Genomic DNA, 23,044 nt, shown 5'->3' on the forward strand with positions numbered 1-23,044 from the left:
TTCCCCGGTGCGGGGGACCGGGGAACCCACGGCGCGGTCAGGCGAGCTCGGCCTTGTGGTTGCGGATGATCTCCGCGTACCGGTGGCCGCTGCTCTTGATCGTGCGCACCTGGGTGTCGTAGTCGACGTGGACCAGGCCGAAGCGCTTGTCGTAGCCGTACGCCCACTCGAAGTTGTCAAGCAGCGACCAGGCGAAGTACCCGGCCAGCGGCGCGCCCTGGGCGACCGCGGACGCGCACGCGGCCAGGTGGTCCTCCAGGTAGGCGGTGCGCTGCTTGTCCTCGAACGCGCCGTCCGCACCAGGCGTGTCCACCCAGGCCGACCCGTTCTCGGTCACGTAGATCTTCGGGACCTGGTACTCCTCGGTGACCCGCAGCAGCAGCTGGGAGAGGCCCTCCGCGTAGACCTCCCAGCCCATCGAGGTCTCCACCGCGCCCTCGACCGGCACCTGCCGCCCGTGCGGGGCCGGGGCCTCCGGCGCGTCCGCGATCAGCTGCCGGAAGTAGTAGTTGAGCCCGAAGAACTCGGTCGGCGCGGAGATCGCCTCCAGGTCGCCGTCCTGGACCGGCGGCGTGATGCCGTAGGTCTCGATCATGTCGGCCGGGTAGCCGCGGCCGAAGACCGGGTCGAGCCACCAGCGGTTGGTGTGCCCGTCCGCGCGGTGTGCCGCCGCGATGTCCGCCTCGGAGGAGCTGGCCGGCTCGATCGGGCTGAGGTTGAGCACGATGCCGACCTCGGCCGGCCGCGGGGAGTTGGCCCGCACGGCCGCCATCCCGAGTCCATGCGCGAGCAGCAGGTGGTGGCTGGCCGAGATGGCGCGGTCGAGCGACTTCTCGCCCGGCGCCATGTTGCCGTCCAGGTGCCCGATCCATGCGCTGCACAGCGGCTCGTTCATGGTCATCCAGTCGGTGACCCGGTCGCCGAGCCGGGCCGCGACCACTGCCGCGTAGTCCGCGAACGCGTAGGCGGTGTCCCGGGCCGGCCAGCCGCCGAGGTCCTGAAGCGCCTGCGGCAGGTCCCAGTGGTAGAGCGTGGCGAACGGCTTCACACCTGCCGCGAGCAGCTGGTCGACGAGCCGGTCGTAGAAGTCCAGGCCCGCCGCGTTGACCTGGCCCCGGCCGTCCGGCATGACGCGTGGCCAGGCGATCGAGAAGCGGTAGGCGTCCAGCCCGAGGCGCTTCATCAGCGCCACGTCCTCCGGCACGCGGTGGTAGTGGTCGGCGGCCACGTCGCCGGTGTCGCCGTTGTCGATCGCGCCGGGCACGCGGCAGAACGTGTCCCAGATCGAGGGCGCGCGGCCGTCATCGGTCACGGCTCCCTCGATCTGGTACGCCGAGGTGGCGGCCCCCCAGACGAAGGCCGGGGGAAGAGCGGCGAACTCGCGCACTGATGGTCCTCCGAGTTTGATCTTTCAACACTTAATTTACGACGTCATTAAACCAGGCGTCCGGTCAGACTCAAGGGGGCCGAAGGGTCGGGTTCGTGCTTTAGGCACCGCGCATGCGGCATGCTTGGCGCGGTAACCCCCGCTGGTGGAAGCGAGAGTGCACGACCATGGATCCGAAGCGGACGACGGTCCGGGACGTACGCCGCGCCAACCGTTCCGTGCTGCTGGGCCACCTGTACCGCAACGGCCCGATCTCCCGGCACGAGCTGGCCCAGGCGACCGCGCTCAGCCAGGCAAGCGTCAGCAACCTGATCGGCGAGATGGTCGCGGAGCGCCTGGTCGAGGAGGCCGGCTCGGTCGACTCCGACGGCGGCCGCCCGCGCATCCTGCTGCGCGTCGCGCCCGGCTTCGGCTACGTCGTCGGCGCGGACGTCGGCGAGACCCGCGTCCAGGTGGAGCTGTTCGACCTGGCCATGACGCCGCTCGCCAAGGCCGAGTACCCGATCCCGTCGATGCGCCCGGCGCCCGAGGGCGTACTCGCCCACCTGCGCGACGGCCTCGCCTCGGTGATCGACCGGTCCGGCGCCGACCCGGCCACGGTGCTCGGCTTCGGCGTCGCGGTCTCCGGCGTCGTCGACTCCGACGCGGTCGTGCACGCACAGACGCTCGGCTGGGAGGGCGTGCCGCTCGGCGCCATGCTCCGCGAGGTCACCGACATTCCAGTGCTCGTCGACAACGGCGCGAAGACGCTCGGCCAGGCCGAGATGTGGTTCGGCGCCGGCCGGGGCGCCCGGCACGCGGTCGTCGCCATGGTCGGCACCGGCGTCGGCGCCGCGGTCATCGCGGACGGCGCCTCCTACCGCGGCGCGCACTCAAGCGCCGGCGAGTGGGGCCACACCCCGATCGTGTACGGCGGCCGCCCCTGCCGCTGCGGCTCCCACGGATGCCTGGAGGCCTACGTCGGCGCGGAGAGCGTGCTCGACCGCTACCGCCAGGCCAACCGCGGCCGCCCCGCCCCCGGCGCCGACGAGGAGTCCGCGCTCGCCGCGGTCATCGCCGCCCACGGCACCAAGGCCGGCGCCCAGGTGCTCGCGGAGACCGCCGGCTACCTCGGCGCCGGCCTCGCCACGCTCGTCAACCTGTTCAACCCGGAGCGCGTCGTGCTCGGCGGCTGGGCCGGCCTCGCCCTCGGCCAGCAGCTGATGCCCCAGATCCGCGAGGCGGTCGCCGCCCACGCCCTCCACCGCCCCTTCGAACAGGCAACAATCGAACTGTGCCAACTCGGCCCGGACGCGGTCGCCATGGGCGCGGCCACCCTCCCGGTCGCCCGCCTGCTCGCGGACGGCGGCGCGGGACAGACACCCGTTCGGACCCTGCGTAGACCTGCCCGCCGAAACACTAGATAACGACCAAATCTCGATCACGGTACGGGTTATCCCGTGCCATTTCCCAGGGCTGCGACATTGCGGATGAGTGGATGATCGTGACGCTGTTTCGGCTGTCGTGCTGCCGACACGTTATCGCGTCGGAATCGCATCTATCATCGGGGACGCCCGGTCGGTTTGAGGTGTGGACGGTGGATCGTGGATTCGGCATTGCTGGTTAAGCAATTCGGAGAGGATGCCGGATCGGCGTTCTTGGAGATCATCAAGTCGGTGGGGCGTCCCATCGGGGCCATCGAGATCAAGAAAGAGCTCACTTCCGCCGGTGTGCGCAAAGCCGATCTCGACCGGAAGTGGAAGCAACTCCAGCCGCACATCAGACTGCATCCGAACATCGACCTGGACAAGAACAAGTACGAGTGGCGTCTGACGCCGGGTTCTTCCAAGCGATCCCTGGAGCGGTTGTCCGCCAACTCGCTGAAAAGCGTCCCCGCCTGGTTGACTCAGGCTCTCGTCGAGAGTGTGCAGGACAGCCTGGCGGCGGAGGAGACCAGTGGAGACCGGGCCCGATCCTCCTGGACTCACCAGCGTGAACTCGAAAAGGCAACGCTGGTGGCGGACCTCGCGGTCTCAGTCGAGGTGATGCGCGCCGACGGGGCGACCATCTCCGACGTGGCCGACTGGCTCGACGGGGAGGCGAGGCGCAAACGCCTCCGCGTCATCGCCGCGCCTGGCGACACAGTCTCCTTCAACCCTGAGCTGCACGAGACCGACGGGCATGCCCGTGTAGCCGCGGGTGCAGAGGTGAGGGTGGTCCGAACCGGGTACGTCTGGCACGGCGGCCTCGGCCCGGAGGTGCTGGCCAAAGCGCTCGTCGCCACCTGACGGCCGCCCGATGGCCAAGCGGCGTGACGTGAAGGGGATCGTAGACGCCTGCGGATACCCGATCGGTGAGGTCTTCCGCGGAAACTCCTACTCGCTGGACTACTACCAGCGTGACTATGTCTGGGAGGAAGAGCAGGTCGAGAGGCTACTGACCGATCTGGCTGAGAGATTCCTGCTCCAGTGGCGCGAGGAACACCTCCCGGGTGACGTCAACGCCTATGAGCCGTACTTTCTGGGGCCGTTCATCGTCTACCAGGTGAACGAGGATACTTTTCTCGCCGACGGCCAGCAGCGCGTCATCACCCTGCTGCTTCTCCTGATCTATCTCAGTCATCTCGTGGATGATCCCGACAGTCCATACGGGGACGGGGCGGATCTGCGCTCACTTGTCATCCACGGCGTATTTCCTCGCCGTCGATTCGCCGTGGACGTCGACGTATACGACGACTGTTTCGACGCCCTGGTGCGAGGGCGCGCCTTCAACACTGACGGGCAACCGCCGAATGTCCGCCGGGTGTATCAGGCATATCAGCACATCGAGGCGCACTTTCCGCTACGGCTACGAGGCGAGGCGCTTGGACCGTTCATCATCTGGCTGTTGCACCGGGTCTCCATGGTGGCGATCAACGCGGGTGATCGGAACCGGGCGCAGGAGATGTTCCAGACGATGAACGACCGCGGCGTGCGTCTGTCGCCGATGGACCACCTCAAGCACTATCTGCTCAGGGACGCGGAGGGCGACCCGCGAGACGTCGAAGCCCAGTGGCGCGAGATGGTCGCAAGCCTGGAGGCCGTTGAGCGGGGCGCGGCGTTCGGCTTCGTCCAGGCGGTGTTCCGGGCGCGCTACGCCGACCTTACGGACAAGAAGGGCCCGAGCCTCAACGACGCCACCCATGAGTGGGTACGCGAGCACCAGCGCGTCATCTGGCCCCAGCCGCACCGGGGCGACGGCGCGCGATTCATCAGCACGGTACTGCGCCCGCTGTCGGAGACCTATCTGACGTTGCTGCAGGCGCGAGGCAGAATCGTCCAGGGTCTGGAGGCGGTGCGGTTCAACGCTGCGAATGGGATCACCGAGCAGTTCGATCTGACCATCGCGGCGGTGAGACCGGCGGACTCCCCGGCGGCCAGAGTGCGCAAGGCTCGGCTCGTCGCGAACTTCATCGACCTGTTTGTGGTGACCAACGGGCTGAACAACGACCCTTGCGATCAGATGGCGGTGGGGGAGCAGGTGGGCGGGCTCCTGCTCGAGGCCCGTCACTGTCGTACGGAGGAGCAGCTCAAAGGCCTGCTCGGACGGGCGGCCGCGGGCTGGGTCGACCGGTTGGTAGGCATCAGGGATCTGCGCTTTCGGAACAACGGGCCGTTCGTGCACTATCTCCTGGCGCGTCTGACCGCGTGGCTGCAGACGGGCGCGGACGACGAGGACCCGACAGACCGGCTTCTGAAGCGACCGCTGAACGACCGGGGCTTCGAAATCGAGCATCTGTTCACCGCGACTGCGTCGAAGTACGCCCATCTCGTACCCGACGCGCGGAAGTACGGCTACCTACGCAGCCGCATCGGCGCGTTGGTCCTGCTCGACGGGCCGGACAACAGCAGTTATGGCGGGAAGCTCCTCTCGGAGAAGCTGCCGTTCTACCTGTCCGACATGTATCTGGCTGCCGTGCTGAATCCCGGTTTCCTGCAGAAGGGGCAGGGTAACGTCAAGCTGCGGACATTCATCGCCGAAGAGAAGCTGACGGATGCCTTCGTCGAGTACACCGGCAGCGAGGTTCTCGAGGATTTCGTGAGCGCGCGCGGCATCCAGTACCACCGCATGGCAGAGCGCATCTGGCGGCTCGACCGGCTCGGCCTCGACGTCAAGGGTTCCCCTGGCCCGCCCGTCCCGCAGAAGCGGCCGCGCGCTCACCATGGGGTTCACCTCGCGGATCTGATCTCCACCGGGCTTCTCGCGGCCGGCCAGCAGCTGGTCGGGTATCGCGGCGCCCGGTCCTACTTCGCGTCGGTACTTGCGGACGGCAGCCTTCGCACCACATCGGGGGCGGTGTTCCGCTCCCCGTCGGCCGCGATGATGGATGCGCTCGATTCGTCCTCGGGCAACGGCTGGTTGTTCTGGCACACCGATGAACCGTCTCAGCGGCTCGACGCGCTTAGGAAGCGTCATCACGGTTTAATCAAGCCTTGACGTAAGTCGTGATGGCGGACACAGTTTTCACATCCATCGATGTGAGGACGGGTCATGAACTCTCCACATGCACGCTTGCGTGCGATCGTTGCGTCGTGTCTGGTTGCTGCCGGGTTGGGGGCCGGGGTGGCGGCGGAGCCGGCGCGGGCCGCGGGTGAGACCGTGAACATCAGCCTGACCACCACGTCGGATGCGGGCGGGCGCACGGTGACCCGCGGCCTGCAGGCGCAGGCGCCGATCGCATTCGCGGCGTCCTCCGCGAATGCGAACCACACGATCACTGTCAACGAGGGCGCGCAGTACCAGGTGTTCGAGGGCGGCGGCGCGTCGATCACGGACACCACCGCCTATCTGCTGCGCGGCGGCGCGATAAGCGCGGCCACCAGGGACGATGTGATGCGCAGGCTTTTCAGCCCCACGGACGGGATCGGGCTGTCGTTCGGGCGGAATCCGATCGGCGCATCGGACCTGTCGCGGCCGGGGAACGTCTCGCTTGACGACACCTGCTGCGACCTCAACGACTTCGGCGCGAACGGCTACGACGCGAACGTGCGGCTGCTGACCGTACAAGCGAAGGGGTTGAACTCCGCTCTTCGGGTGAAGGGGGTGCCGTGGAGCGCGCCCGGCTGGATGAAGGACAACGGGCGGATGGATCAGATGGGCTATCTGAAGTGGGAGTACTACCCCCTTTACGCCCAATACCTCGTCAAGTACGTGCAGAGTTACCAGGCCGCGGGCGTGCCCGTCGACTACATCTCCGTGCAGAACGAGCCGAACTGCTGCCAGGCGGCCAATCCGACGGCGATGAACTACCCGGGCATGAGCTGGAACCCGTCCGGCCTTGTCGAGTTGACCAAGAACTTCGTCTACCCGGCGTTCCGCGCGGCAGGCCTGAACACGAAGATCCTGATCCACGACTGGAACTATGGCGACTACGCCAACTTCGGCGCCGCGATCCTGGCCGACGCGGGTGTGCGCAACGACCCGCTGTTCGGCGGCATCGCCTGGCACGGCTACTTCGGCGATCCGGCCGTGGGCACCCAGGTCCATGACGCGTTTCCGGGCGTCACGCAGTTCAGCACCGAGCACTCCGGCGGCACCTGGATCACCAACCAGCACAACGAGGACCTGGCCGACATCGTCAACTATGCGCGGAACTGGTCGTCGAGCGTGGTCAAGTGGAGCCTCGCGCTGAACCAGAACATGGGCCCGCACAACGGCGGCTGTGGCACCTGCACCGGCCTGATCACGGTTCAGGAGGGCGGTGCACGCGCCGGCCAGGTCGACTACACAATCGAGTACTACACGACAGGTCACCTGACCAAGTTCGTCAAGCCCGGCGCCCGCCGCATCGACTCCGCCGCCAACGGCACCGTCCAGAACGTCGCCTGGCGCAACCCCGACGGATCAAAAGCCCTGATCGCCCACAACGGGGGTACGTCTGCGCAGTCCGTCAAGGTGGTCTGGGGCGGGCAGTCGTCCACCTACACGCTCCCGGCGCGGACCACTGCCACGTTCACCTGGTCCGGCACGACCACCGCGACGAACCGGATCACCGGGCTCGGCGGCCGCTGCCTCGACGTGGTCGACAGCAACACCGCCGACGGTACGCCGATCCAGATGTGGACCTGTTTCGGCGCTGCGAACCAGCAGTGGCAGCGCGCCGCGGACGGCTCGATCCGCGCGCTCGGCAAGTGCCTGGACGTCACCGGCGGCGCGACCGCGAACGGCACCCGCGTCCAGCTCTACACCTGCAACGGCAGCGCGGCCCAACGCTGGACGTACACGGCCGCGAACGACCTGGTGAACGCGGGCTCCGGCACCTGCCTGGACGTGGTCGACAACGCGGCGGTGGACGGCGCGCGCCTGCAGATCTGGGCCTGCGGCGGCACGGCCAACCAGAAGTGGCTTCTTGGCTGACGGTTCACAGGCATCGGCGGTGTGGCGACACGGGTTTCCCGCTCGGCCGTGCCGGGAGGCTGCTGGTCAGACTCCGCGGAGGGTGGTGGTGGTCTGCCCGGTGCGTTCACGGAGCAGCAGCCGCAGCGTGTTGGGCTGTTCGTAGCCGACGCGGCGGGCGATCGTGTCGATGGACAGTTCCGTGGTGCGTAACAGGTGGGTCGCGCGTTCGACCCGCAGGTCCTGGACGAACCGGATCGGGGAGGTGCCGATCGTGCGCTGCACGCTACGTTGCAGCGTGCGATCCCTGACCCCGATGGCCTTGGCGGCGGCCGGGATGCTGATCGGCGCGGCCAGGTGTTCACGGGCCCACCGTTCGAACGCCGCCACGACGGGGTCACTCTGCGCCAGAGCGCTCGGAATGATGTAGGCGGACTGCGCGGGGCGGTCATCGATCACCAGGTAGCGGGCTACGAGATCCGCCACCATGGGGCTGCGGTGTCGCACAACGGACAGCGCCAGGTCGACGTGGCCGAAGGCCGCACCGGCTGTGGTGATCAGCCGCGAGGTGATCAGCATTCGGTTCTGATCGACGCGTACGTTCGGGTAGGCGGTGCGCAGGGTCGGGGCCAGCCACCAGCTGGTTGTCGCGTCGTGACCGTCGAGGATGCCCGTCTCGGCAACCAGCAGCGTTCCGGTGCATGCGGTGGCGATCGCTGCGCCGCGTGCGTGCTGCGCAACACCTTCATGGCGAAAACGCTATCAGGATTGGCGTTTTCGCCACTGCTGCGCCCGATCGGGCCGACCTACATTTCTTGCCATGCCGGATTGGCCGGCTGGCTGTGCAAGAGGAGTGGTGGCCATGAAGATCGGTCTGCTGGCGCGTATCGAGGCCAAGCCGGAGTACGCGGACGAGGTCGAGGCACTGCTGCGCGGCGCCGCGGCACTTGCCGAACAGGAGCAGGGCACGGTGGCGTGGTTCGCATTCCGTCAGGATGCGACGGCGTTCGGCGTGTTCGACACCTTCGACGACGAGGACGGCCGGCAGCGCCACCTGGGCGGCGAGATCGCCGCAGCGCTGCTGGGCGCGGCGGAGACCATGCTGGCCACGCCCCCCGTCATCACCCCGGTCGACGTGCTGGGTAGCAAGCTTCCCCGATAGTGGGGTGCAGGGTGAGGAGGCACCGCGCCGTCCGTGCCGGGCGCGGCTCCGTGCTGATGTGCTTCCTCACCCGGCCGCTGCGGCGATGAGTGTCACGCTCGACCGGATACGTCTCCGACGCGTCCGTCAGGGGCTTGCACGCAGGCCGTCGATGAACACCCCGACCATCCGCCGCCCGTGCTCCGGCCCTCGCCCGGGCACCGGCTGGGACAACTGCGTGATCGCGTGCAGCACGTCCTCCGCGTCGATGTCCTCGCGTACCCCTGCGGCGATGAGCAGTTCCGACAGGATCGGCCTGAGCCGCCCGGTGAAATAGCCCGGCAGTCCCGCGAATGCCGGATCGCCGGAGTGCAGTGCGGAGGCCAGCCCCCGTTTGGTCGCCAGCAGTTCGGCGAACCGGTGAATCCACAGGTCCAGCGCCTCCGGCGGCTCGTGTGCCTCCCGCAGTGGGCCCGCCGCGTCCGCGACCGCGTCGATGCCGCTTTCCACCACGGCCTTGACCAGGTCTGCACGCTGCGGGAAGTGCCGGTAGAGCGTGCCGACCCCGACGCCGGCCAGGTCGGTGATCTCCTTCGCCGGCGCGTCCACGCCCGAGGTGTCGAAGACCGCCCGCGCGGCATCGAGCAGTGCGTCGACGTTGCGGCGCGCGTCGGCCCGCCGCGGTCTCGTCGTGTCCCGGCTCACCGGCACGCCTCCCTTGCGTAAGCGGAAAGGCTTTCCGTATGGTTTGCGGAAAGGCTTTCCATTTAGCCTACGTGAGGGGCAGCGCCATGCATTACCGCACCCTGGGCCGCACCGGCATCCAGGTCAGCCGCTACGGGCTCGGCACACTGATGATGGCCGGCGCCATGGGCAACACGCACGCGGAGTCGGCCGCGCTCATCCACCGCGCGCTCGACGCCGGCATCAACCTGATCGACACGGCTGACGCCTACGGCGACTCGGAGGAGGTCGTCGGCGCGGCGTTGCAGGGCCGCCGCGACGACGTCGTGCTCGCCACCAAGTTCGGCAGACCGGTCGGTGAGCACCTCGGCCACCGCGGTGCCTCCCGCCGGTGGATCGTCGCCGCGGTGGAGGGCTCGCTGCGCCGCCTGCGGACCGACCACATCGACCTATACCAGCTGCACCGCCCCGACCCGGACACCGACCTCGAGGAGACGCTCGGCGCGCTCACCGATCTGATCAGCAGCGGCAAGGTCCGGGCGATCGGTGCGTCCGGCACCCCGGTCTCCGACATCGTCCAGGCACAGTGGACCGCCGAGCGCCGGGGCCTCGCCCGATTCCACACCGAGCAGCCGGTCTACTCCCTGCTCAACCGGGGCATCGAACGGGAGCTGCTGCCGGTCACCCAGCGGTTCGGGATGGGCACGCTGGTCTGGGGTCCGCTCGGCCAGGGCCTGCTGACCGGCCGGGTCGGCACGGGCGGGGAGAGCGACCTGAAGCGGTCCGGGATGGTGCGGCACCTCAGCGATCCGCAACGGGTCGGCGTGGCCGCGAAGCTCGCCGCGCTCGCGGACGAGGCCGGCCTGCCGATGACGCACCTGGCCATGGCGTTCGCCACCGCTCACCCGGGCGTCAGCAGTGCGCTGATCGGCGTGCGCACCACCCGGCACCTCGACGACCTGCTGGCCGGCGTGGACGTCACGCTCACCCCGGACATCCTGGACCGGGTCGACGAGATCGTGCCGCCCGGCACCGACATCGGCGTGCTCGACCAGACCTACCGGCCACCGGCGCTGGAACAGCCGGCTCTGCGCCGCCGCTCCGCGGCCTGACCTGCCGGGCGCCGCACCCTCGGGCTTATCCGCTGAGGCCGACCGCCGGGCCGGGGGAGCGGAGGAGCAGCTTCGCCGCCTGGTTGACGACCAGGCGGCGTACCCCGTGGTTGAAGGGGTTGGAGGGCACGAAGCCCTGGCCCTTGACGTGCGCGATGAGCTGGTGGGTGCGGATGGTCGGCCGCATCTGGCGCTCCCACTCGCGCAGTGCGGCCGGGACGTCGGCGGGGTGGGCGGTCAGCGCGTCGCCGAGCGCGGCCGCGCCCATCATGCCGGTGCTCGCGCCCATGCCCGAGTAGAGCGTGAGGCACCAGGCGGCGTCGCCGAGCAGCAGCACCCGGCCGCGGTACCAGCGTCGCATACGCACCTGCTGCACGGAGTCGAACAGGCACTCCGGCGCGCGGCGCAGCCCGTCGAGCGCGTAGGGGACCGGCCCGCGCATCCCGTCGTAGCGGGCGGCCACCGCGGCGCGGGGGTTCTTCCGCAGCTCGGCGGCGACGTTCGGCACCCGGTAGGCGAAGAGCGCGGTCGGCGGCCGGTCCCGGTACGGGAAGACCCACAGCGCGCGGCCCGGCTCGACAAGCGCGATCTGGTCCGAGGCGGAGAACCCGGGCACCGGCTCGGTGAGCGAGAACGTGCAGATCACCGAGTTGGTCGGGCGGAGGAACCGCTCGTCCGGCCCGAACGCGAGCCGGCGCACTGTGGAACGCAGCCCGTCCGCGCCGATGACCAGGTCGAACGACTCGGTGCCGCCGTCGGAGAACGAGACGTGCGCGCCGGCGAGATCCTGCCGGATCGCGATCGGGCTGACGCCGAACCGGACATCGGCGTCGAGACCGTCCCAGAGCGCCGCCTCCACGTCGCCGCGCAGCGTGCCCTCGGGGTGGCCGGGCTGGTCGAGGAAGCCGATGCTGCGCTCCCGGCCGCCGTCCGCGTCGACCGCCCAGGTGCGGTGGTCGGCGGGGGTGCGCAGGTGGAGCCGGTCGAGGACGCCGAGCCGGGCGGCGGCGCGCTTGCCCGGCGGGAAGAGGCCCACGAAGTATCCGCCGGTGCGGCGCTGGGCTGCGCGCTCCACGATCACGGGCTTCCAGCCGGCGCCGGACAGGGCGATCGCCGCGGCCATGCCGGCAACGCCGAGACCCACCACGAGTGCTCTCACGATTGTCAGTCTTCAAGACCGGACCGCCAGATCCAAATCATAACGTTTCGATCGCGGGCGGCAGGCGCTCCGGGCGATCGGTGGCGGATCGTCCCGATTCCGAGAGAGCGTTCTCTCAGACTTTGTACACGCCTTGAAATTAGGTGTGGTTCGTTACCTCGGCGTTATTGACGTGGTCCAGCTCACTGGAGTTGACTCCCCCACGGAACCGCTTCCGCAACCGGTTCCGAACGGGCCGGAAATCGTGAAGACACAGATGGGAGGGGAGTGGATTGACGATCACCATCGCGGATGTCGCGGCCATGGCGGGCGTCAGCAAGACCACCGTCTCCCGCGTGCTGAACGGCAAGGACGACCTCGACGCACAGACCGCGGACCGGGTCCGGCGGGTGATCGCCAAGCTGGGTTACGTGCCCAGTGCACGGGCGGTCGGCCTGGCCCGGGGCCGGACCAGGATCGTCGGCATGCTCGTACCCTCGTTGACCTGGCCCTGGATGGGTGAGGTGCTGCAGGGCGCGGTCGACGCGATGGAGGCCGCGGGCTACGGCCTGCTGCTGTTCACGGTCAACCGGGGCGAGGACTCGATGCGCCAGTTCGCGCAGCAGGTCTCCGCCCGCGCGTTCGACGGCCTGCTTGTCGTCGAGCCGGACGGGCAGACCGCCTACATCGCGGAGCTGTACGCGGGCGGGCTGCCGGTCGTGCTCATCGACGACCGGGCCGCACGCCGCCCCATGTTCCCGTCCATCGGCACCACGAACCGGCTGGGCGCCCGCTCGGCCGGCGAGCACCTGATCGCGCTCGGCCGGTACCGGCCGCTCGTGATCACCGGAAAGCACGAGTTCGGCTGCACGCACGAGCGGGTGGCCGGATTCGCCGACGCCTACGCGGACGCCGGGATCACCATCGACCCCGCGCTCGTCTTCGAGGGCGACTTCAGTTACGCGTGCGGCCGAGAGGCCGTGCTGGCCCGCGCCGGGCAGGACTTCGACGCGGTCTTCGCACACAACGACCTGTCCGCCACCGGCGCGATGCAGGCCGTCCTCGAGTCCGGCCGGAGCGTACCGGGGGATGTGGCGGTGGTCGGTTTCGACGATCTGCCCCTTGCCGCGAACGCGCAACCGCCACTGAGCTCCGTGCGCCAGCCGCTGCGGGAGATGGGCGACGCCGCCGCCCGTTTGCTGCTGGCGCACTTCGCGGGCGAGCCGCTGCCCGCGAACCCCGTCACGATTCCGACCACCTTCGTCACCCGCGAGTCCACCACCGGCAGATAAACGACCACTGTAAGCCGCGGCGGTACGTACGCCGTGGCGCGATTCCGCACGCCCAGGCACCGGGCATCAGTTAGAGAAGACAGGGAGCCGTACCACATGAGTCTCACCAGAAGGTCCGTAGCGATCGGGCTGGCCGGCGTGCTTGCGGCCGGCGCGCTGGCCGCGTGCGGCGAGAGCCCGAACGCGAACCGCAACAACGCGGACGCGGCCACAGTGCTCAACGTCGGCATGCCGAACGGTCCGCAGACCGAGAACCACAACCCGTTCCTGGAGTCGTCCTCCGCGTCGATCCTCGGCTACCGCTGGCAGATCTACGAGCCGCTCGCGCTTGCGAACGTGATCCGCCCGGCCGACAAGCCGAAGCCGTGGCTGGCCCAGGACTTCGGCTGGAGCACGGACCTCAAGACGCTCACCGTGACCGCCCGCGAAGGTGCGAAGTGGTCGGACGGCCAGGCGTTCACGGCCGAGGACATCGCCTACACCTTCGACCTGCTGGGCAAGACGCCGGCGATCAACCGGTTCGCGCTGCCGATCGTCTCCGCGACCGCTAACGGCAACAAGGCCGTGATCGTGTTCGACAAGCCGCAGTTCGTCAACGAGGCGCGCATCCTGCGGGACATCGCGATCGTCCCGAAGCACCTGTGGTCGCAGATCGCGGACCCGGCCACGGACATCATCAAGAACCCGGTCGGCACCGGGCCGTACACGCTCAAGACGTTCACGCCGCAGACCACCACGCTGTCGGTGCGCACCGAGGGTTACTGGCAGCCGCTGCCGCAGGTCAAGGAGCTGCGTTTCACGTCGTACAACGACAACAACGCGCAGACCACGGCGCTTGCCAACGGTGAGTCGGAGTGGAGCTTCGTCTTCATCCCGAACTACCAGACGGTCTACATCGACAAGGACCCGAAGAACAACAAGATCTTCCCGGCCCCGGTGATCGGCATCCACGGCCTGTACATCAACACCACAGTGGCGCCGTTCAACGACGCGACGCTGCGCCGGGCGATGGGCATGGTGATCAACCGGAACGACATCTTCGAGCAGGCCTCGGCCGGCTACTTCCACCCGGAGATCACGTCCGTCACCGGCATCCCGACGCCGGCCGGCGAGTCGTACATCGCGCCTGAGTACCAGGGCAAGACGCACAAGGTCGACGTGGAGGGCGCGAAGGCGCTGCTCACCGGCGCGGGCTACAGCTACGACGGCACCACGCTGAAGGACAAGACGGGCAAGCCGGTCACGATCAAGCTGACCGACCCGGCGCCGTGGTCCGACTACATCACCAGCCTGGAGATCGTGAAGGACAACCTGTCCCAGATCGGCATCACGGCCACGCTTGACAAGGCCACCCAGGACGCCTGGCAGAAGTCGGTCGAGGAGGGCACGTTCGAGGCCACGTTCCGCTGGACAAACGGCGGCGCGACCCCGTACGACATGTACCAGACCGTGATGGACGGCAAGCTGCTCAAGCCGGTCGGCCAGGCCTCGCAGGCCGGCAACTTCGGCCGGTTCGACAACCCGGGGGCCACCGCGGCGCTCGAGGCGTACGCGAACGCCCTGGACGACGCGTCCCGCGCCGCGGCCATGAACACGCTGCAGAAGATCTTCGTCGAGCAGGCGCCGATGCTCCCGGTCGGCGCGGACAACGCCGGCGGCGCCTACAACGTGAAGAACTGGATCGGCTGGCCGTCCGCCGAGGACCCCTACGGCCCGGCCCAGCCCACGCAGCCGAACGCGGTCGACGTCATCCTGCACCTGAAGCCGGCCAACTCCTAGTTGCTGAACCTGCTGTCCTCCCTGGGCGAGCCACCGCCGCCCAGGGGGGACAGCACCACCTTGTGAGGAGCCCGGCATGACGCCGAGTGACGATAATGCGGCGACGGCGGTGCTGTCGGCCGAAGGCCTGACCAAACACTTCCCGGTACGACGAGGCTTCGCTGACCTGCTCGCCCGCAGGTCCCGTGCGGTGCACGCGGTGGACGACGTGACGCTCACGCTGCGCCGGGGCCGGGTGACCGCGCTCGTCGGCGAGTCCGGGTCCGGCAAGTCGACAGTTGCCCGCCTGCTCTCCCAGCTCTACCCGCGCACCGGCGGCGACATCCGGCTGCACGGCCAGGTCAGCACGGTCAAGGGCGGACGGGCGTTCCGCGCGTACGCCCGGAAGGTCCAGATGATCTTCCAGGACCCGTTCGCGTCGCTGAACCCGGTGCACACGATCCGCTACCACCTGACCCGGGCGCTGAAGATCCACGGCAACGCCGGGCCGGACCTGGAGGCGAGCCTGCACGCGCTGCTCACCCGGGTCAGCCTCACGCCGCCGGAACGGTACCTGGACAAGTTCCCGCACGAGCTGTCCGGCGGCCAGCGGCAGCGCGTGGCGATCGCCCGCGCGCTCGGCGCCGACCCCGAGGTGCTGCTCGCGGACGAGCCGGTGTCAATGCTCGACGTGTCGATCCGGCTGGGCGTGCTCAACCTGCTGCGCGACCTGAAGGAGCGCCTGCACCTGGCGATCCTCTACATCACGCACGACATCGCGTCGGCCCGCTACTTCGCGGACGAGACGATGGTGATGTACGCCGGCCGGATGGTGGAGGGCGGCGACAGTGAGACCGTCACGCAGCGGCCGGCCCACCCGTACACCCGGCTGCTCATCGATTCCGCTCCTGACCCGGACACGATCCAGGGCTCCGCGCACGCCGCGGCCGCGCACACGCCTGAGGACCGGGCCGGGGGCGAGCCGCCGAGCCTGATCGCGCCGCCGACCGGCTGCCGGTTCCACCCGCGCTGCCCGGCCGTGATGCCGCGCTGCTCCGTCGAACTGCCGCCGCGTCTGCCGGTGGGCGACGCGGACGGCCACTGGGCCGCGTGCTGGCTGTACGACCCCTCGGAGGCCACGAAGTGAAACACATTCTCCGCCGCGTCGCGTTCTACCTGTTCACAGCCTGGGCCGCGATCACGCTCAACTTCTTCATCCCGCGCCTGATCCCCGGCGACCCGGTCCGCTCGATGATCTCCCGCTACCAGGGGCAGCTCAACACGGACGCGATCCAGTCGCTCTACATCCTGTTCGGCCTGGACGAGAAGAAGTCGCTCTGGCAGCAGTACGTGGACTACTGGGGCCAGCTGCTGCACGGCGACCTCGGCCTGTCGTTCACGTTCTTCCCGGCGCCGGTGTCGCAGGTGATCGGCGACAGCATCGGCTGGACCGTGACGCTTGTCGGCATCACCACTGTGGTCAGCTTCATCATCGGCACGCTGCTCGGCGTGCTGGCCGGCTGGCGGCGCGGTTCCTGGGTCGACGGCCTGCTGCCGGCCACCACGTTCCTCTCCTCGATCCCGTACTTCTGGCTCGGCCTGATCGCGATCACGCTGCTGGCCGGGCCGGGCAGCTTCTTCCCGTCGTCCGGCGGCTACGAGCCCGGCCTGATCCCGGCCTGGGACCAGTGGTTCATCGGCAGCGCGGTGCAGCACAGCATCCTGCCCGCGTTCACAATCCTGATCTCGTCGGTCTCCGGCTGGATCCTGTCGATGCGCAACATGATGGTCACCGTCGCGGCCGAGGACTACATCACCGTCGCGCACGCGAAGGGCCTGCCGGAACGCCGGGTGGCGCTCGCCTACGCGGCCCGCAACGCGCTGCTGCCGAACGTGTCGGGCTTCGCGCTGTCGCTCGGCTTCATCGTCGGCGGCACGCTGCTGGTCGAGATCGTCTTCTCGTACCCAGGCCTCGGTTTCCAGCTCTTCCAGGCGGTCGGCGCGAAGGACTATCCGCTGATGCAGGGCGTGTTCCTGGTCATCACGCTGTCAGTGCTTGCCGCGAACCTGATCGCCGACCTGGCCTACCTCGCCCTCGACCCGCGTACCCGAAGGGAGGGCTGATCCCATGAGCACCCCAGCCGTCGTCGCGGTCGCCCCCGCCAAGCGCCAGAACTTCCGGTTCATCGCCAACGGCAAGGCCGCCACCGGCGTCGCAATCGTCGCGTTCTTCGTGCTCCTGGCGATCATCGGCCCGTGGATCGCGCCCTACGACGCGTCCGCGCGCTCGTCCGACCTGCTCCAGCCGCCGTCCGGCGCGCACTGGTTCGGCACCACCCACCTCGGGCAGGACGTGTTCAGCCAGATCCTGGTCGGCACGCGCGGCGTGGTCTTCGTCGGCTTCCTGGCCGGTGTGATCGCCACCGTCCTGTCGGTGATCGTCGGCGTTACGGCCGGCTACCTCGGCGGCACCGCTGACGACTCGCTCTCCGCGCTGTCCAACGTGTTCCTGGTCATCCCGGCGCTGCCGCTGATCATCATCATCACGTCGCTGCTGGAACGCAGCACCGACCTGATGATCGCGCTTGTCATCGGCCTCACCTCGTGGGCCTGGAACGCCCGGGTGCTGCGCGCCCAGACGCTCTCGCTGCGCCGCCGGGACTACGTGGAGGCCGCGCGCGCCACCGGCGAGTCCACCTGGCGGGTCATCTTCTTCGAGATCATGCCGAACCTCACCGCGATCATCGCGTCCGGCTTCGTCGGCACCGTCATCTTCGCGGTCATGTCCGAGATCACGCTCGCGTTCATCGGCATCACCACGGTCTCCGAGTGGAACTGGGGCACCATCCTGTTCTGGGCGCAGGGCCAGCAGGCGCTCGCGTCCGGCGCCTGGTGGTGGTTCGTCCCGGCCGGCCTGGCCATCGCGATCCTCGGTACCGCGCTGTCGCTGGTCAACTTCGGCATCGACGAGTTCGTCAGCCCGCGCCTGCGTTCCGCGGGAAAAACGAAGATCAAAACCGCTTCCGGCCACACGGTACGGATGAGAGTCGGCTTCACGCCCGTGCTCAAGACGACGCCGCTCGGTGCACGGCCGGTGTCCCCGCACGCGCCGGCCGTACCGCTGAATGCCGTTGATCTTGGTGTTGATCGTGAGCAGAAGGAACTGGCATGACTGATGTAGAAGCCGCGCCGGTGCTCCTGCCGACGCCGCGCCGCCGGGAGCCGGTCCTGGAGATCCGCAACCTGAACGTGGACTACGGCCTCGGTGAGAACGCGGTACACGCGGTCCGCGAGGTCCACCTCACGCTGCACCGCGGCGAGGTGCTCGGGCTCGCGGGGGAGAGCGGCAGCGGCAAGTCCACGCTCGCCTACGGCGCCACCCGCCTGCTCCCGCCGCCCGGGGTGATCGCGGGCGGGCAGGTCGTCTACCACCCGCGCGACGGCGAGCCGTACGACGTGCTGGCGCTCTCACCACGCGAACTGCGCGCGTTCCGCTGGGCGGAGACGTCGATCGTGTTCCAGGGCGCGATGAACTCGCTCAACCCGGTCCACAAGATCTCGCAGCAGCTCACCGACGTGATCCGCGCGCACACGCCGGGCCTGTCCCGGGCCGCGCTGACCGCCCGCGCGCGCGAGCTGCTGTCCCTGGTCGGGATCGCGGCGGACCGGCTGGACGCCTACCCGCACCAGCTCTCCGGCGGCATGCGGCAACGCGTCATGATCGGGATGGCGCTGGCGCTGGAACCGCAGGTCGTCATCATGGACGAGCCGACCACCGCGCTCGACGTGGTCATGCAGCGACAGATCCTCCGGCAGCTCGTCGGACTGCGCGAACGGCTCGGCTTCTCCGTCCTGTTCATCACGCACGACCTGTCGCTGCTCGTCGAGTTCGCCGACCGGATCGCCATCATGTACGGCGGGCGGATCGTCGAAGAGGCGCCGTCCGCCGCGCTCTACCGCGACTCGCTCCACCCATACAGCCACGGGCTGCTCAACTCGTTCCCCGCGCTGCGTGGTGAGAAGCGGGAGCTCACCGGCATCCCCGGCTCGCCGCCGGACCTGCGTGCGATGCCGCGCGGCTGTTCCTTCCACCCGCGCTGCCCCAAAGCATTCGAGCCGTGTGGCACGCACCTGCCGCCCCTCGGCCCGCCCCCCGAGGCGCCGGACGCGGCCACCCGTACCGTCGCCTGCTGGCTGCACCCCACCACCGCGCCGGTCGGGTGACGTTGCCGGGTCCGCGCGCTCCCGCACGGTGCGCGGGCCCGGCAACCTTCCACCTCATTTAGCCTCTACGTCTATATCATCCATCGACAAGTGTCAGATCATCGATCGACGAGTGTCCGCGAGATTTCCGGCCGGGGCGCCTCGGCCGGAGCGCGCCGGGGATAAGGCAGGAACGACTCCGCGGACAACGCCGCGATCGCGATCCGGGGCAGGTCCCGGGCGGTCGGGAAGCACAGGTAGCGAGGCTGCCAGTCCGGCTGGTACTTCGCGTTCGCCCGGTACAGCGACTCGATCTGCCAGCGCCGGGACGCCAGCCGCAGCAGCCGGTGCCAGCCGCGCAGCACCGGCCCGGCGCCCAACTCGTCCGCCCGCGCGAAGACCGACCGCAGCACCGCGAAGTTGAGGGAGACGCGGCGGACGCCGAGCGCGGGTGCGGCCTCGACCGCGCACACCACCATCTGCTCGGTCAGGCCGTTGCCCGCCTCCCGGTCGCCGCGCATCAGATCAAGCGAGAGCCCGTCCGCGCCCCACGGCACGAACTGGAGCACGCCACGGATCCGGCCGGTCGCGTCCCGGCTGATCACCAGCAGGCAGTCGCCGTCGCCCGGCTCGCCGATCCGGGACAGCGCCATCGAGAAGCCGCGCTCGACCCCGCCGTCCCGCAGCCGGTCGCTGGCCAGGACCACGCCGGCCAGCACGTCGGCCGGCAGGTCCCGCTGACGGTCCACTGTGCACGTGAACCCGGCGCGCTGCATGCGGTTGACGGCCTGCCGGACACCGCGCATCGGCCGCCCCTGCAGCGAGAACGTGGACACGTCCAGGATCGCCTCGTCGCCCAGCTCCACCACGTCCAGCCCGTGCTTGCGAAACGCCCGGCCCGCCGAGTTGCCGCAGCCAAGCACGGCCGGCGTCCAGCCGTAGGCCGCACAGTCCGCAAGCCAGGCGCCGATCGCGTCCGGCCACGCGGACTCCGGGCCGATCGGGTCGCCCGAGGCAAGGCTCACGCCGTTGATCACGCGGTAGGCGATGACTGCCGACCCGTTCGGCGCCCAGAGCAGCGACTTGTCGTGCCGCAGCGCGAAGTAGCTCAACGAGTCCTTCGCACCGTGCCGGGCCAGCAGATCGTGAAGCATCGACTCGTCCGCGGCGGTCCGCGCCGGGCGCCGTGACCCGGGCCGCAGCAGCAGCACGACGGTGGCGGCGAGCGCGAGCAGGCCGAACGCGCCTGTCGTGTAGTCCACAAGGAGCGCCGCCATCGGTGAGACGAACCGCACCGGGCCGGTCACGCCGATCAGGCCGAGCGCGGAGTGCGCGGCCCAGTCGCCCGGCCCGGTGCCCGGCGCGAGCCGATGCAGCCGGGTGGCCATCTCCAGGAACCCGACCGCGAACCCGGTCGTCAGGAAGCCGGCGCCGACGGCCAGTGCCCGCACCCGGCTGGTCCGCCCGGACGGCGCGCGGAACTCGTGCCGTGCCGCGATCAGCAGCGCGAACAACGCCACGGACACCACGGCCGGACCGGGGCCCGGCGGACGGCCGAGCTGCAGCAGGAAGCCGAGCCCGACCACAGTCGTCGCGAGCTGCCAGGCCCGGTACTTGCCCCGGCGCAGCCCGGCACCCAGATAGATCAGCAGCGCGCCGCCGACAAGCAGTGAGACGCGCGCGGTAAGCAGCCCCGCGGTCGGCAGGAACTCAAGCACAAGCGACCGGCCGTGCCGCCGTGGCGCGAACGCCGCCCACATGTCGAACAGACCGGCAAGCTGCACCGCCCGGGCGACCAGCGCGCGCCGCCGCGGCGGCCTCTTCTGCCAGGACGTGTGAGTCTGCCAGGACGTGCGGGTGTCAGTGTCGGGCTGACTCATCGTCGCTTCCGTTCCGGTCGTAGTTCGGCGATCGCACCACGAGACGTTAGGGAGCCGACGATGAGAGGACGATGAAAAGCGCTCTCATCGAGATCTCATCGTCCGGCTGCCACAGTTCCCAGCATGTCGCTCACCGGCAAGCCGCTGATCCTGCTCGCGGCGTCGATCACGCTCCTCGCGCTCGGGGCGACAGTGCTGCTGTGGCGCCGGGGCGGGCGGTGGCGTCTGCTGATCCGGCCGCTCGGCGTGCTGCTCACCGAGGCGCTGCTGATCCTGACCTGCGGCCTGTACGCGAACCGCCACGAGCAGTTCTATCCGACGTGGGGGGCGCTGCTTGCGGCCGGAGACAACGGGCCTGTCGCGCATCCGACGCCGGCCGGCGCGCTCGACGGCGGGCTGGCAGATGATCCACCGCCCGGGGGGACGTTCGCCTGGCGGCCGGCCGGCTGGGAGAAGTGGGGACTCGCGGGCGCGCCGGCCGTGACCATGCCGGCGGACTACGGCGCGCACCCGGATCGGGTCTATCCGGTCGTGGTGATCGTCGTGGACAGCGGAGATGCGCCCGGCCACGACGGGACGGACCTGAGCCTTGGCGCCGGCGAGGCCGCACCGGAGACGGCCGGCCGGGACGCGGTGCTGATCACCGTGCCGGTGGCGCCGTCCACCCCGCCGGAGGTGCTCGCCACCGGGCTGCCCGCCGCGGCCGGGCACGACCTCCGGGTCACCACGCAGCGGTGGGCCCTGGTCGTGCCAGCCCGTCTGGCCACCGCCGTGGCGGTCCCGGTGATCGGCGCGGCAGCTCCGCGGTACCCGTCTGTCGCGATCATCGGCGTGCGGCCGAAGGACGGGAGCACGCCGGGTGGCAGCACGCCGACGGGTGGCAGCACGATGCCGGGTGGCCTTGCGTTGCCCGAGGGGGTCGCTGTGCGGTGGGAGGGCACGCGGGCCGCGGCGATCGACTGGGCGGTCAAACAGACACCGCCGCCGCTGGTGCCCGTCGCCGCGGCCGGTACTGCCGCCGGCACCACCTCCGGACCGGCCGATCGAGGAGGGGAGCGGCATGGCGCCGAACAGTCTCGCCGCTGAGCTGGTCGCGCTCGGTGTGGCGCTCACCGCCGCGGTCACGCTCGGTGCGGTCTGGGACTCGGCCACGGGCAGGCGGCGCTTCGCGTACCGTGGAATGATTTTGATCTTGTGTGTTGCGGGTGCGGCGGGTACCGGTCTGATCTGGCTGAACCGGCAGGTGGACGCCGTTCCGAGCTGGGCCTCGCTGACCGTGTCCGGCACGCCGGCGGCAGCCGACCCGGCCGCGGTGCCGCAGCGGCGGCGGGAGAACGGCGGGCACATCGAGACGTTCACCGTGGCGGGGCCGGCGAGCGGGCTGACGCTGACCATGTATGCCTACCTGCCGGCTGTCTACCAGCCGGGCGACGGGCGTCGCTACCCGGTGATCGAGGCGTTGCACGGCTATCCGGCGTCGCCGCTGCAGTGGCTGAACGGGCTCGACGCGATCACGCTGCTCGACGAGGAGATCGAGGCGGGGCGGATGGCGCCGACAATCGTGCTGTTCCCTTACCAGACGCCGAAGCCGTCGCTTGACACCGAGTGCACGAACATGGCCGGCGGCCCGCAGACCGAGACGTTCCTGACCGCCGATGTGCCTGCGTTCGCCCGGGCCACGCTGCCGGTGCGGGACGATCCGGGTTCCTGGGGCCTGATCGGCTACTCAGCGGGCGGATTCTGCGCGTCGAGCCTGCTGTTGCGCCATCCCGGGCAGTACACGGCCGCGGCCAGCCTGTCCGGGTACGCCGATCCGGGGATCGCGGTCGGCGACGGCAGCGAGCACACCACCTACGACCTGACCTGGCGGTTGCGGAACCTGCCGGTCCCGGCCGTCTCGCTCTACCTGGCGTGCGCGAAGACGGACCGGACCGCGATGCGCGCGGCGACTGACCTGAGCGGCCTGGCGAAGGCGCCGATGACTGTGACGACCGCGTTCGTGGAGACCGGCGGGCACAACGCGCAGACCTGGTCCGCGTCGGCCCGGCCCGCGTTCGGCTGGCTGTCCGCGCGCCTCGCCCGGCCAGTGCCGTGA

The 23,044-nt window shown here is 69.7% G+C and carries 19 protein-coding genes; 14 read left to right on the forward strand and 5 right to left on the reverse strand.

Annotated elements, in window-relative coordinates:
• Positions 1–37: 37 nt before the first annotated feature.
• Positions 38–1,387 (reverse strand): GH1 family beta-glucosidase, encoded by a 1,350-nt coding sequence (locus ACIA8K_RS33095; protein ID WP_396066447.1) that lies wholly within the window; start codon positions 1,385–1,387, stop codon positions 38–40.
• Positions 1,388–1,554: 167 nt separating this feature from the next.
• On the opposite strand from ACIA8K_RS33095, the gene ACIA8K_RS33100 reads away from it, so the two are divergent.
• From ACIA8K_RS33100 to ACIA8K_RS33115, 4 genes are all read left to right on the forward strand, one after another.
• The gene (locus ACIA8K_RS33100) at positions 1,555–2,793 is read left to right on the forward strand and encodes an ROK family transcriptional regulator (RefSeq protein ID WP_396066449.1); all 1,239 of its coding nucleotides are present in this window, start codon (positions 1,555–1,557) and stop codon (positions 2,791–2,793) included.
• 177 nt (positions 2,794–2,970) lie between these two features.
• On the forward strand, positions 2,971–3,654 hold the full coding sequence (locus ACIA8K_RS33105; protein ID WP_396066451.1) for a hypothetical protein: 684 nt from the start codon (positions 2,971–2,973) through the stop codon (positions 3,652–3,654).
• A gap of 10 nt (positions 3,655–3,664) precedes the next feature.
• Positions 3,665–5,842: a DUF262 domain-containing protein gene (locus ACIA8K_RS33110; protein ID WP_396066453.1), complete on the forward strand. Its 2,178-nt coding sequence runs from the start codon at positions 3,665–3,667 to the stop codon at positions 5,840–5,842.
• Positions 5,843–6,004: 162 nt separating this feature from the next.
• Positions 6,005–7,762: a ricin-type beta-trefoil lectin domain protein gene (locus ACIA8K_RS33115; RefSeq protein WP_396066455.1), complete on the forward strand. Its 1,758-nt coding sequence runs from the start codon at positions 6,005–6,007 to the stop codon at positions 7,760–7,762.
• A 66-nt stretch (positions 7,763–7,828) separates the two neighbouring features.
• Here ACIA8K_RS33115 and ACIA8K_RS33120 read toward each other — a convergent pair whose 3' ends face one another.
• A complete protein-coding gene (locus ACIA8K_RS33120) occupies positions 7,829–8,320 on the reverse strand; it encodes a helix-turn-helix domain-containing protein (protein ID WP_396066457.1) in 492 nt (163 codons plus the stop codon).
• Between the two features lie 283 nt (positions 8,321–8,603).
• Between ACIA8K_RS33120 and ACIA8K_RS33125 the strand changes: the two genes are divergently transcribed.
• Positions 8,604–8,903, forward strand: coding sequence for a putative quinol monooxygenase (locus ACIA8K_RS33125; RefSeq protein WP_396066459.1), 300 nt, complete (start codon positions 8,604–8,606; stop codon positions 8,901–8,903).
• Between the two features lie 126 nt (positions 8,904–9,029).
• Here the strand turns inward: ACIA8K_RS33125 and ACIA8K_RS33130 are convergent, their stop codons facing one another.
• Entirely contained in the window at positions 9,030–9,587 is a 558-nt protein-coding gene (locus tag ACIA8K_RS33130) for a TetR/AcrR family transcriptional regulator (RefSeq protein WP_396066461.1), read from the reverse strand.
• Between the two features lie 86 nt (positions 9,588–9,673).
• Here ACIA8K_RS33130 and ACIA8K_RS33135 point away from each other — a divergent pair, with 86 nt between their 5' ends.
• Positions 9,674–10,678: an aldo/keto reductase gene (locus ACIA8K_RS33135; RefSeq protein ID WP_396066463.1), complete on the forward strand. Its 1,005-nt coding sequence runs from the start codon at positions 9,674–9,676 to the stop codon at positions 10,676–10,678.
• A gap of 25 nt (positions 10,679–10,703) precedes the next feature.
• On the opposite strand, the gene ACIA8K_RS33140 is transcribed toward ACIA8K_RS33135, so the two are convergent.
• Positions 10,704–11,837 carry an FAD-dependent monooxygenase gene (locus ACIA8K_RS33140; protein ID WP_396066465.1) on the reverse strand — a complete coding sequence of 378 codons (1,134 nt, stop codon included), beginning with the start codon at positions 11,835–11,837 and terminating at the stop codon, positions 10,704–10,706.
• A 272-nt stretch (positions 11,838–12,109) separates the two neighbouring features.
• On the opposite strand from ACIA8K_RS33140, the gene ACIA8K_RS33145 reads away from it, so the two are divergent.
• The 6 genes from ACIA8K_RS33145 to ACIA8K_RS33170 all read left to right on the forward strand — a co-directional run bounded on the left by ACIA8K_RS33145 (position 12,110) and on the right by ACIA8K_RS33170 (position 19,090).
• Complete coding sequence (locus ACIA8K_RS33145) at positions 12,110–13,108, forward strand: LacI family DNA-binding transcriptional regulator (protein WP_396066467.1); 999 nt, start codon at positions 12,110–12,112, stop codon at positions 13,106–13,108.
• 96 nt (positions 13,109–13,204) lie between these two features.
• Positions 13,205–14,887 (forward strand): ABC transporter substrate-binding protein, encoded by a 1,683-nt coding sequence (locus ACIA8K_RS33150; protein ID WP_396066469.1) that lies wholly within the window; start codon positions 13,205–13,207, stop codon positions 14,885–14,887.
• 76 nt (positions 14,888–14,963) lie between these two features.
• On the forward strand, positions 14,964–16,013 hold the full coding sequence (locus tag ACIA8K_RS33155) for an ABC transporter ATP-binding protein (protein WP_396066471.1): 1,050 nt from the start codon (positions 14,964–14,966) through the stop codon (positions 16,011–16,013).
• The gene (locus ACIA8K_RS33160; protein ID WP_396066473.1) at positions 16,010–16,990 is read left to right on the forward strand and encodes an ABC transporter permease; all 981 of its coding nucleotides are present in this window, start codon (positions 16,010–16,012) and stop codon (positions 16,988–16,990) included. The genes ACIA8K_RS33155 and ACIA8K_RS33160 overlap by 4 nt, the downstream gene beginning before the upstream one ends.
• A gap of 4 nt (positions 16,991–16,994) precedes the next feature.
• Positions 16,995–18,038, forward strand: coding sequence for an ABC transporter permease (locus ACIA8K_RS33165; RefSeq protein WP_396066475.1), 1,044 nt, complete (start codon positions 16,995–16,997; stop codon positions 18,036–18,038).
• Positions 18,035–19,090 carry an ABC transporter ATP-binding protein gene (locus ACIA8K_RS33170; RefSeq protein WP_396066477.1) on the forward strand — a complete coding sequence of 352 codons (1,056 nt, stop codon included), beginning with the start codon at positions 18,035–18,037 and terminating at the stop codon, positions 19,088–19,090. The genes ACIA8K_RS33165 and ACIA8K_RS33170 overlap by 4 nt, the downstream gene beginning before the upstream one ends.
• Before the next feature lie 98 nt (positions 19,091–19,188).
• On the opposite strand, the gene ACIA8K_RS33175 is transcribed toward ACIA8K_RS33170, so the two are convergent.
• Positions 19,189–20,949, reverse strand: a complete 1,761-nt coding sequence (locus ACIA8K_RS33175; RefSeq protein ID WP_396066479.1) for a phosphatidylglycerol lysyltransferase domain-containing protein — start codon at positions 20,947–20,949, stop codon at positions 19,189–19,191.
• Between the two features lie 123 nt (positions 20,950–21,072).
• On the opposite strand from ACIA8K_RS33175, the gene ACIA8K_RS33180 reads away from it, so the two are divergent.
• Together ACIA8K_RS33180 and ACIA8K_RS33185 are read left to right on the forward strand one after the other, a co-directional pair.
• A complete protein-coding gene (locus ACIA8K_RS33180) occupies positions 21,073–22,035 on the forward strand; it encodes a hypothetical protein (RefSeq protein WP_396066481.1) in 963 nt (320 codons plus the stop codon).
• A complete protein-coding gene (locus tag ACIA8K_RS33185) occupies positions 22,010–23,044 on the forward strand; it encodes an alpha/beta hydrolase (protein ID WP_396066483.1) in 1,035 nt (344 codons plus the stop codon). The genes ACIA8K_RS33180 and ACIA8K_RS33185 overlap by 26 nt, the downstream gene beginning before the upstream one ends.

This window comes from Catenuloplanes sp. NPDC051500 (assembly GCF_044454585.1).
Lineage (GTDB): Bacteria > Actinomycetota > Actinomycetes > Mycobacteriales > Micromonosporaceae > Catenuloplanes.

Coding starts and splice junctions, on each gene's coding strand:
- ACIA8K_RS33120 (WP_396066457.1), bottom strand. CDS start 8,320: ATGCTGATCACCTCGCGGCTGATCACCACAGCCGGTGCGGCCTTCGGC.
- ACIA8K_RS33135 (WP_396066463.1), top strand. CDS start 9,674: ATGCATTACCGCACCCTGGGCCGCACCGGCATCCAGGTCAGCCGCTAC.
- ACIA8K_RS33180 (WP_396066481.1), top strand. CDS start 21,073: ATGTCGCTCACCGGCAAGCCGCTGATCCTGCTCGCGGCGTCGATCACG.
- ACIA8K_RS33155 (WP_396066471.1), top strand. CDS start 14,964: ATGACGCCGAGTGACGATAATGCGGCGACGGCGGTGCTGTCGGCCGAA.
- ACIA8K_RS33170 (WP_396066477.1), top strand. CDS start 18,035: ATGACTGATGTAGAAGCCGCGCCGGTGCTCCTGCCGACGCCGCGCCGC.
- ACIA8K_RS33125 (WP_396066459.1), top strand. CDS start 8,604: ATGAAGATCGGTCTGCTGGCGCGTATCGAGGCCAAGCCGGAGTACGCG.
- ACIA8K_RS33185 (WP_396066483.1), top strand. CDS start 22,010: ATGGCGCCGAACAGTCTCGCCGCTGAGCTGGTCGCGCTCGGTGTGGCG.
- ACIA8K_RS33100 (WP_396066449.1), top strand. CDS start 1,555: ATGGATCCGAAGCGGACGACGGTCCGGGACGTACGCCGCGCCAACCGT.
- ACIA8K_RS33150 (WP_396066469.1), top strand. CDS start 13,205: ATGAGTCTCACCAGAAGGTCCGTAGCGATCGGGCTGGCCGGCGTGCTT.
- ACIA8K_RS33165 (WP_396066475.1), top strand. CDS start 16,995: ATGAGCACCCCAGCCGTCGTCGCGGTCGCCCCCGCCAAGCGCCAGAAC.
- ACIA8K_RS33110 (WP_396066453.1), top strand. CDS start 3,665: ATGGCCAAGCGGCGTGACGTGAAGGGGATCGTAGACGCCTGCGGATAC.
- ACIA8K_RS33175 (WP_396066479.1), bottom strand. CDS start 20,949: ATGAGTCAGCCCGACACTGACACCCGCACGTCCTGGCAGACTCACACG.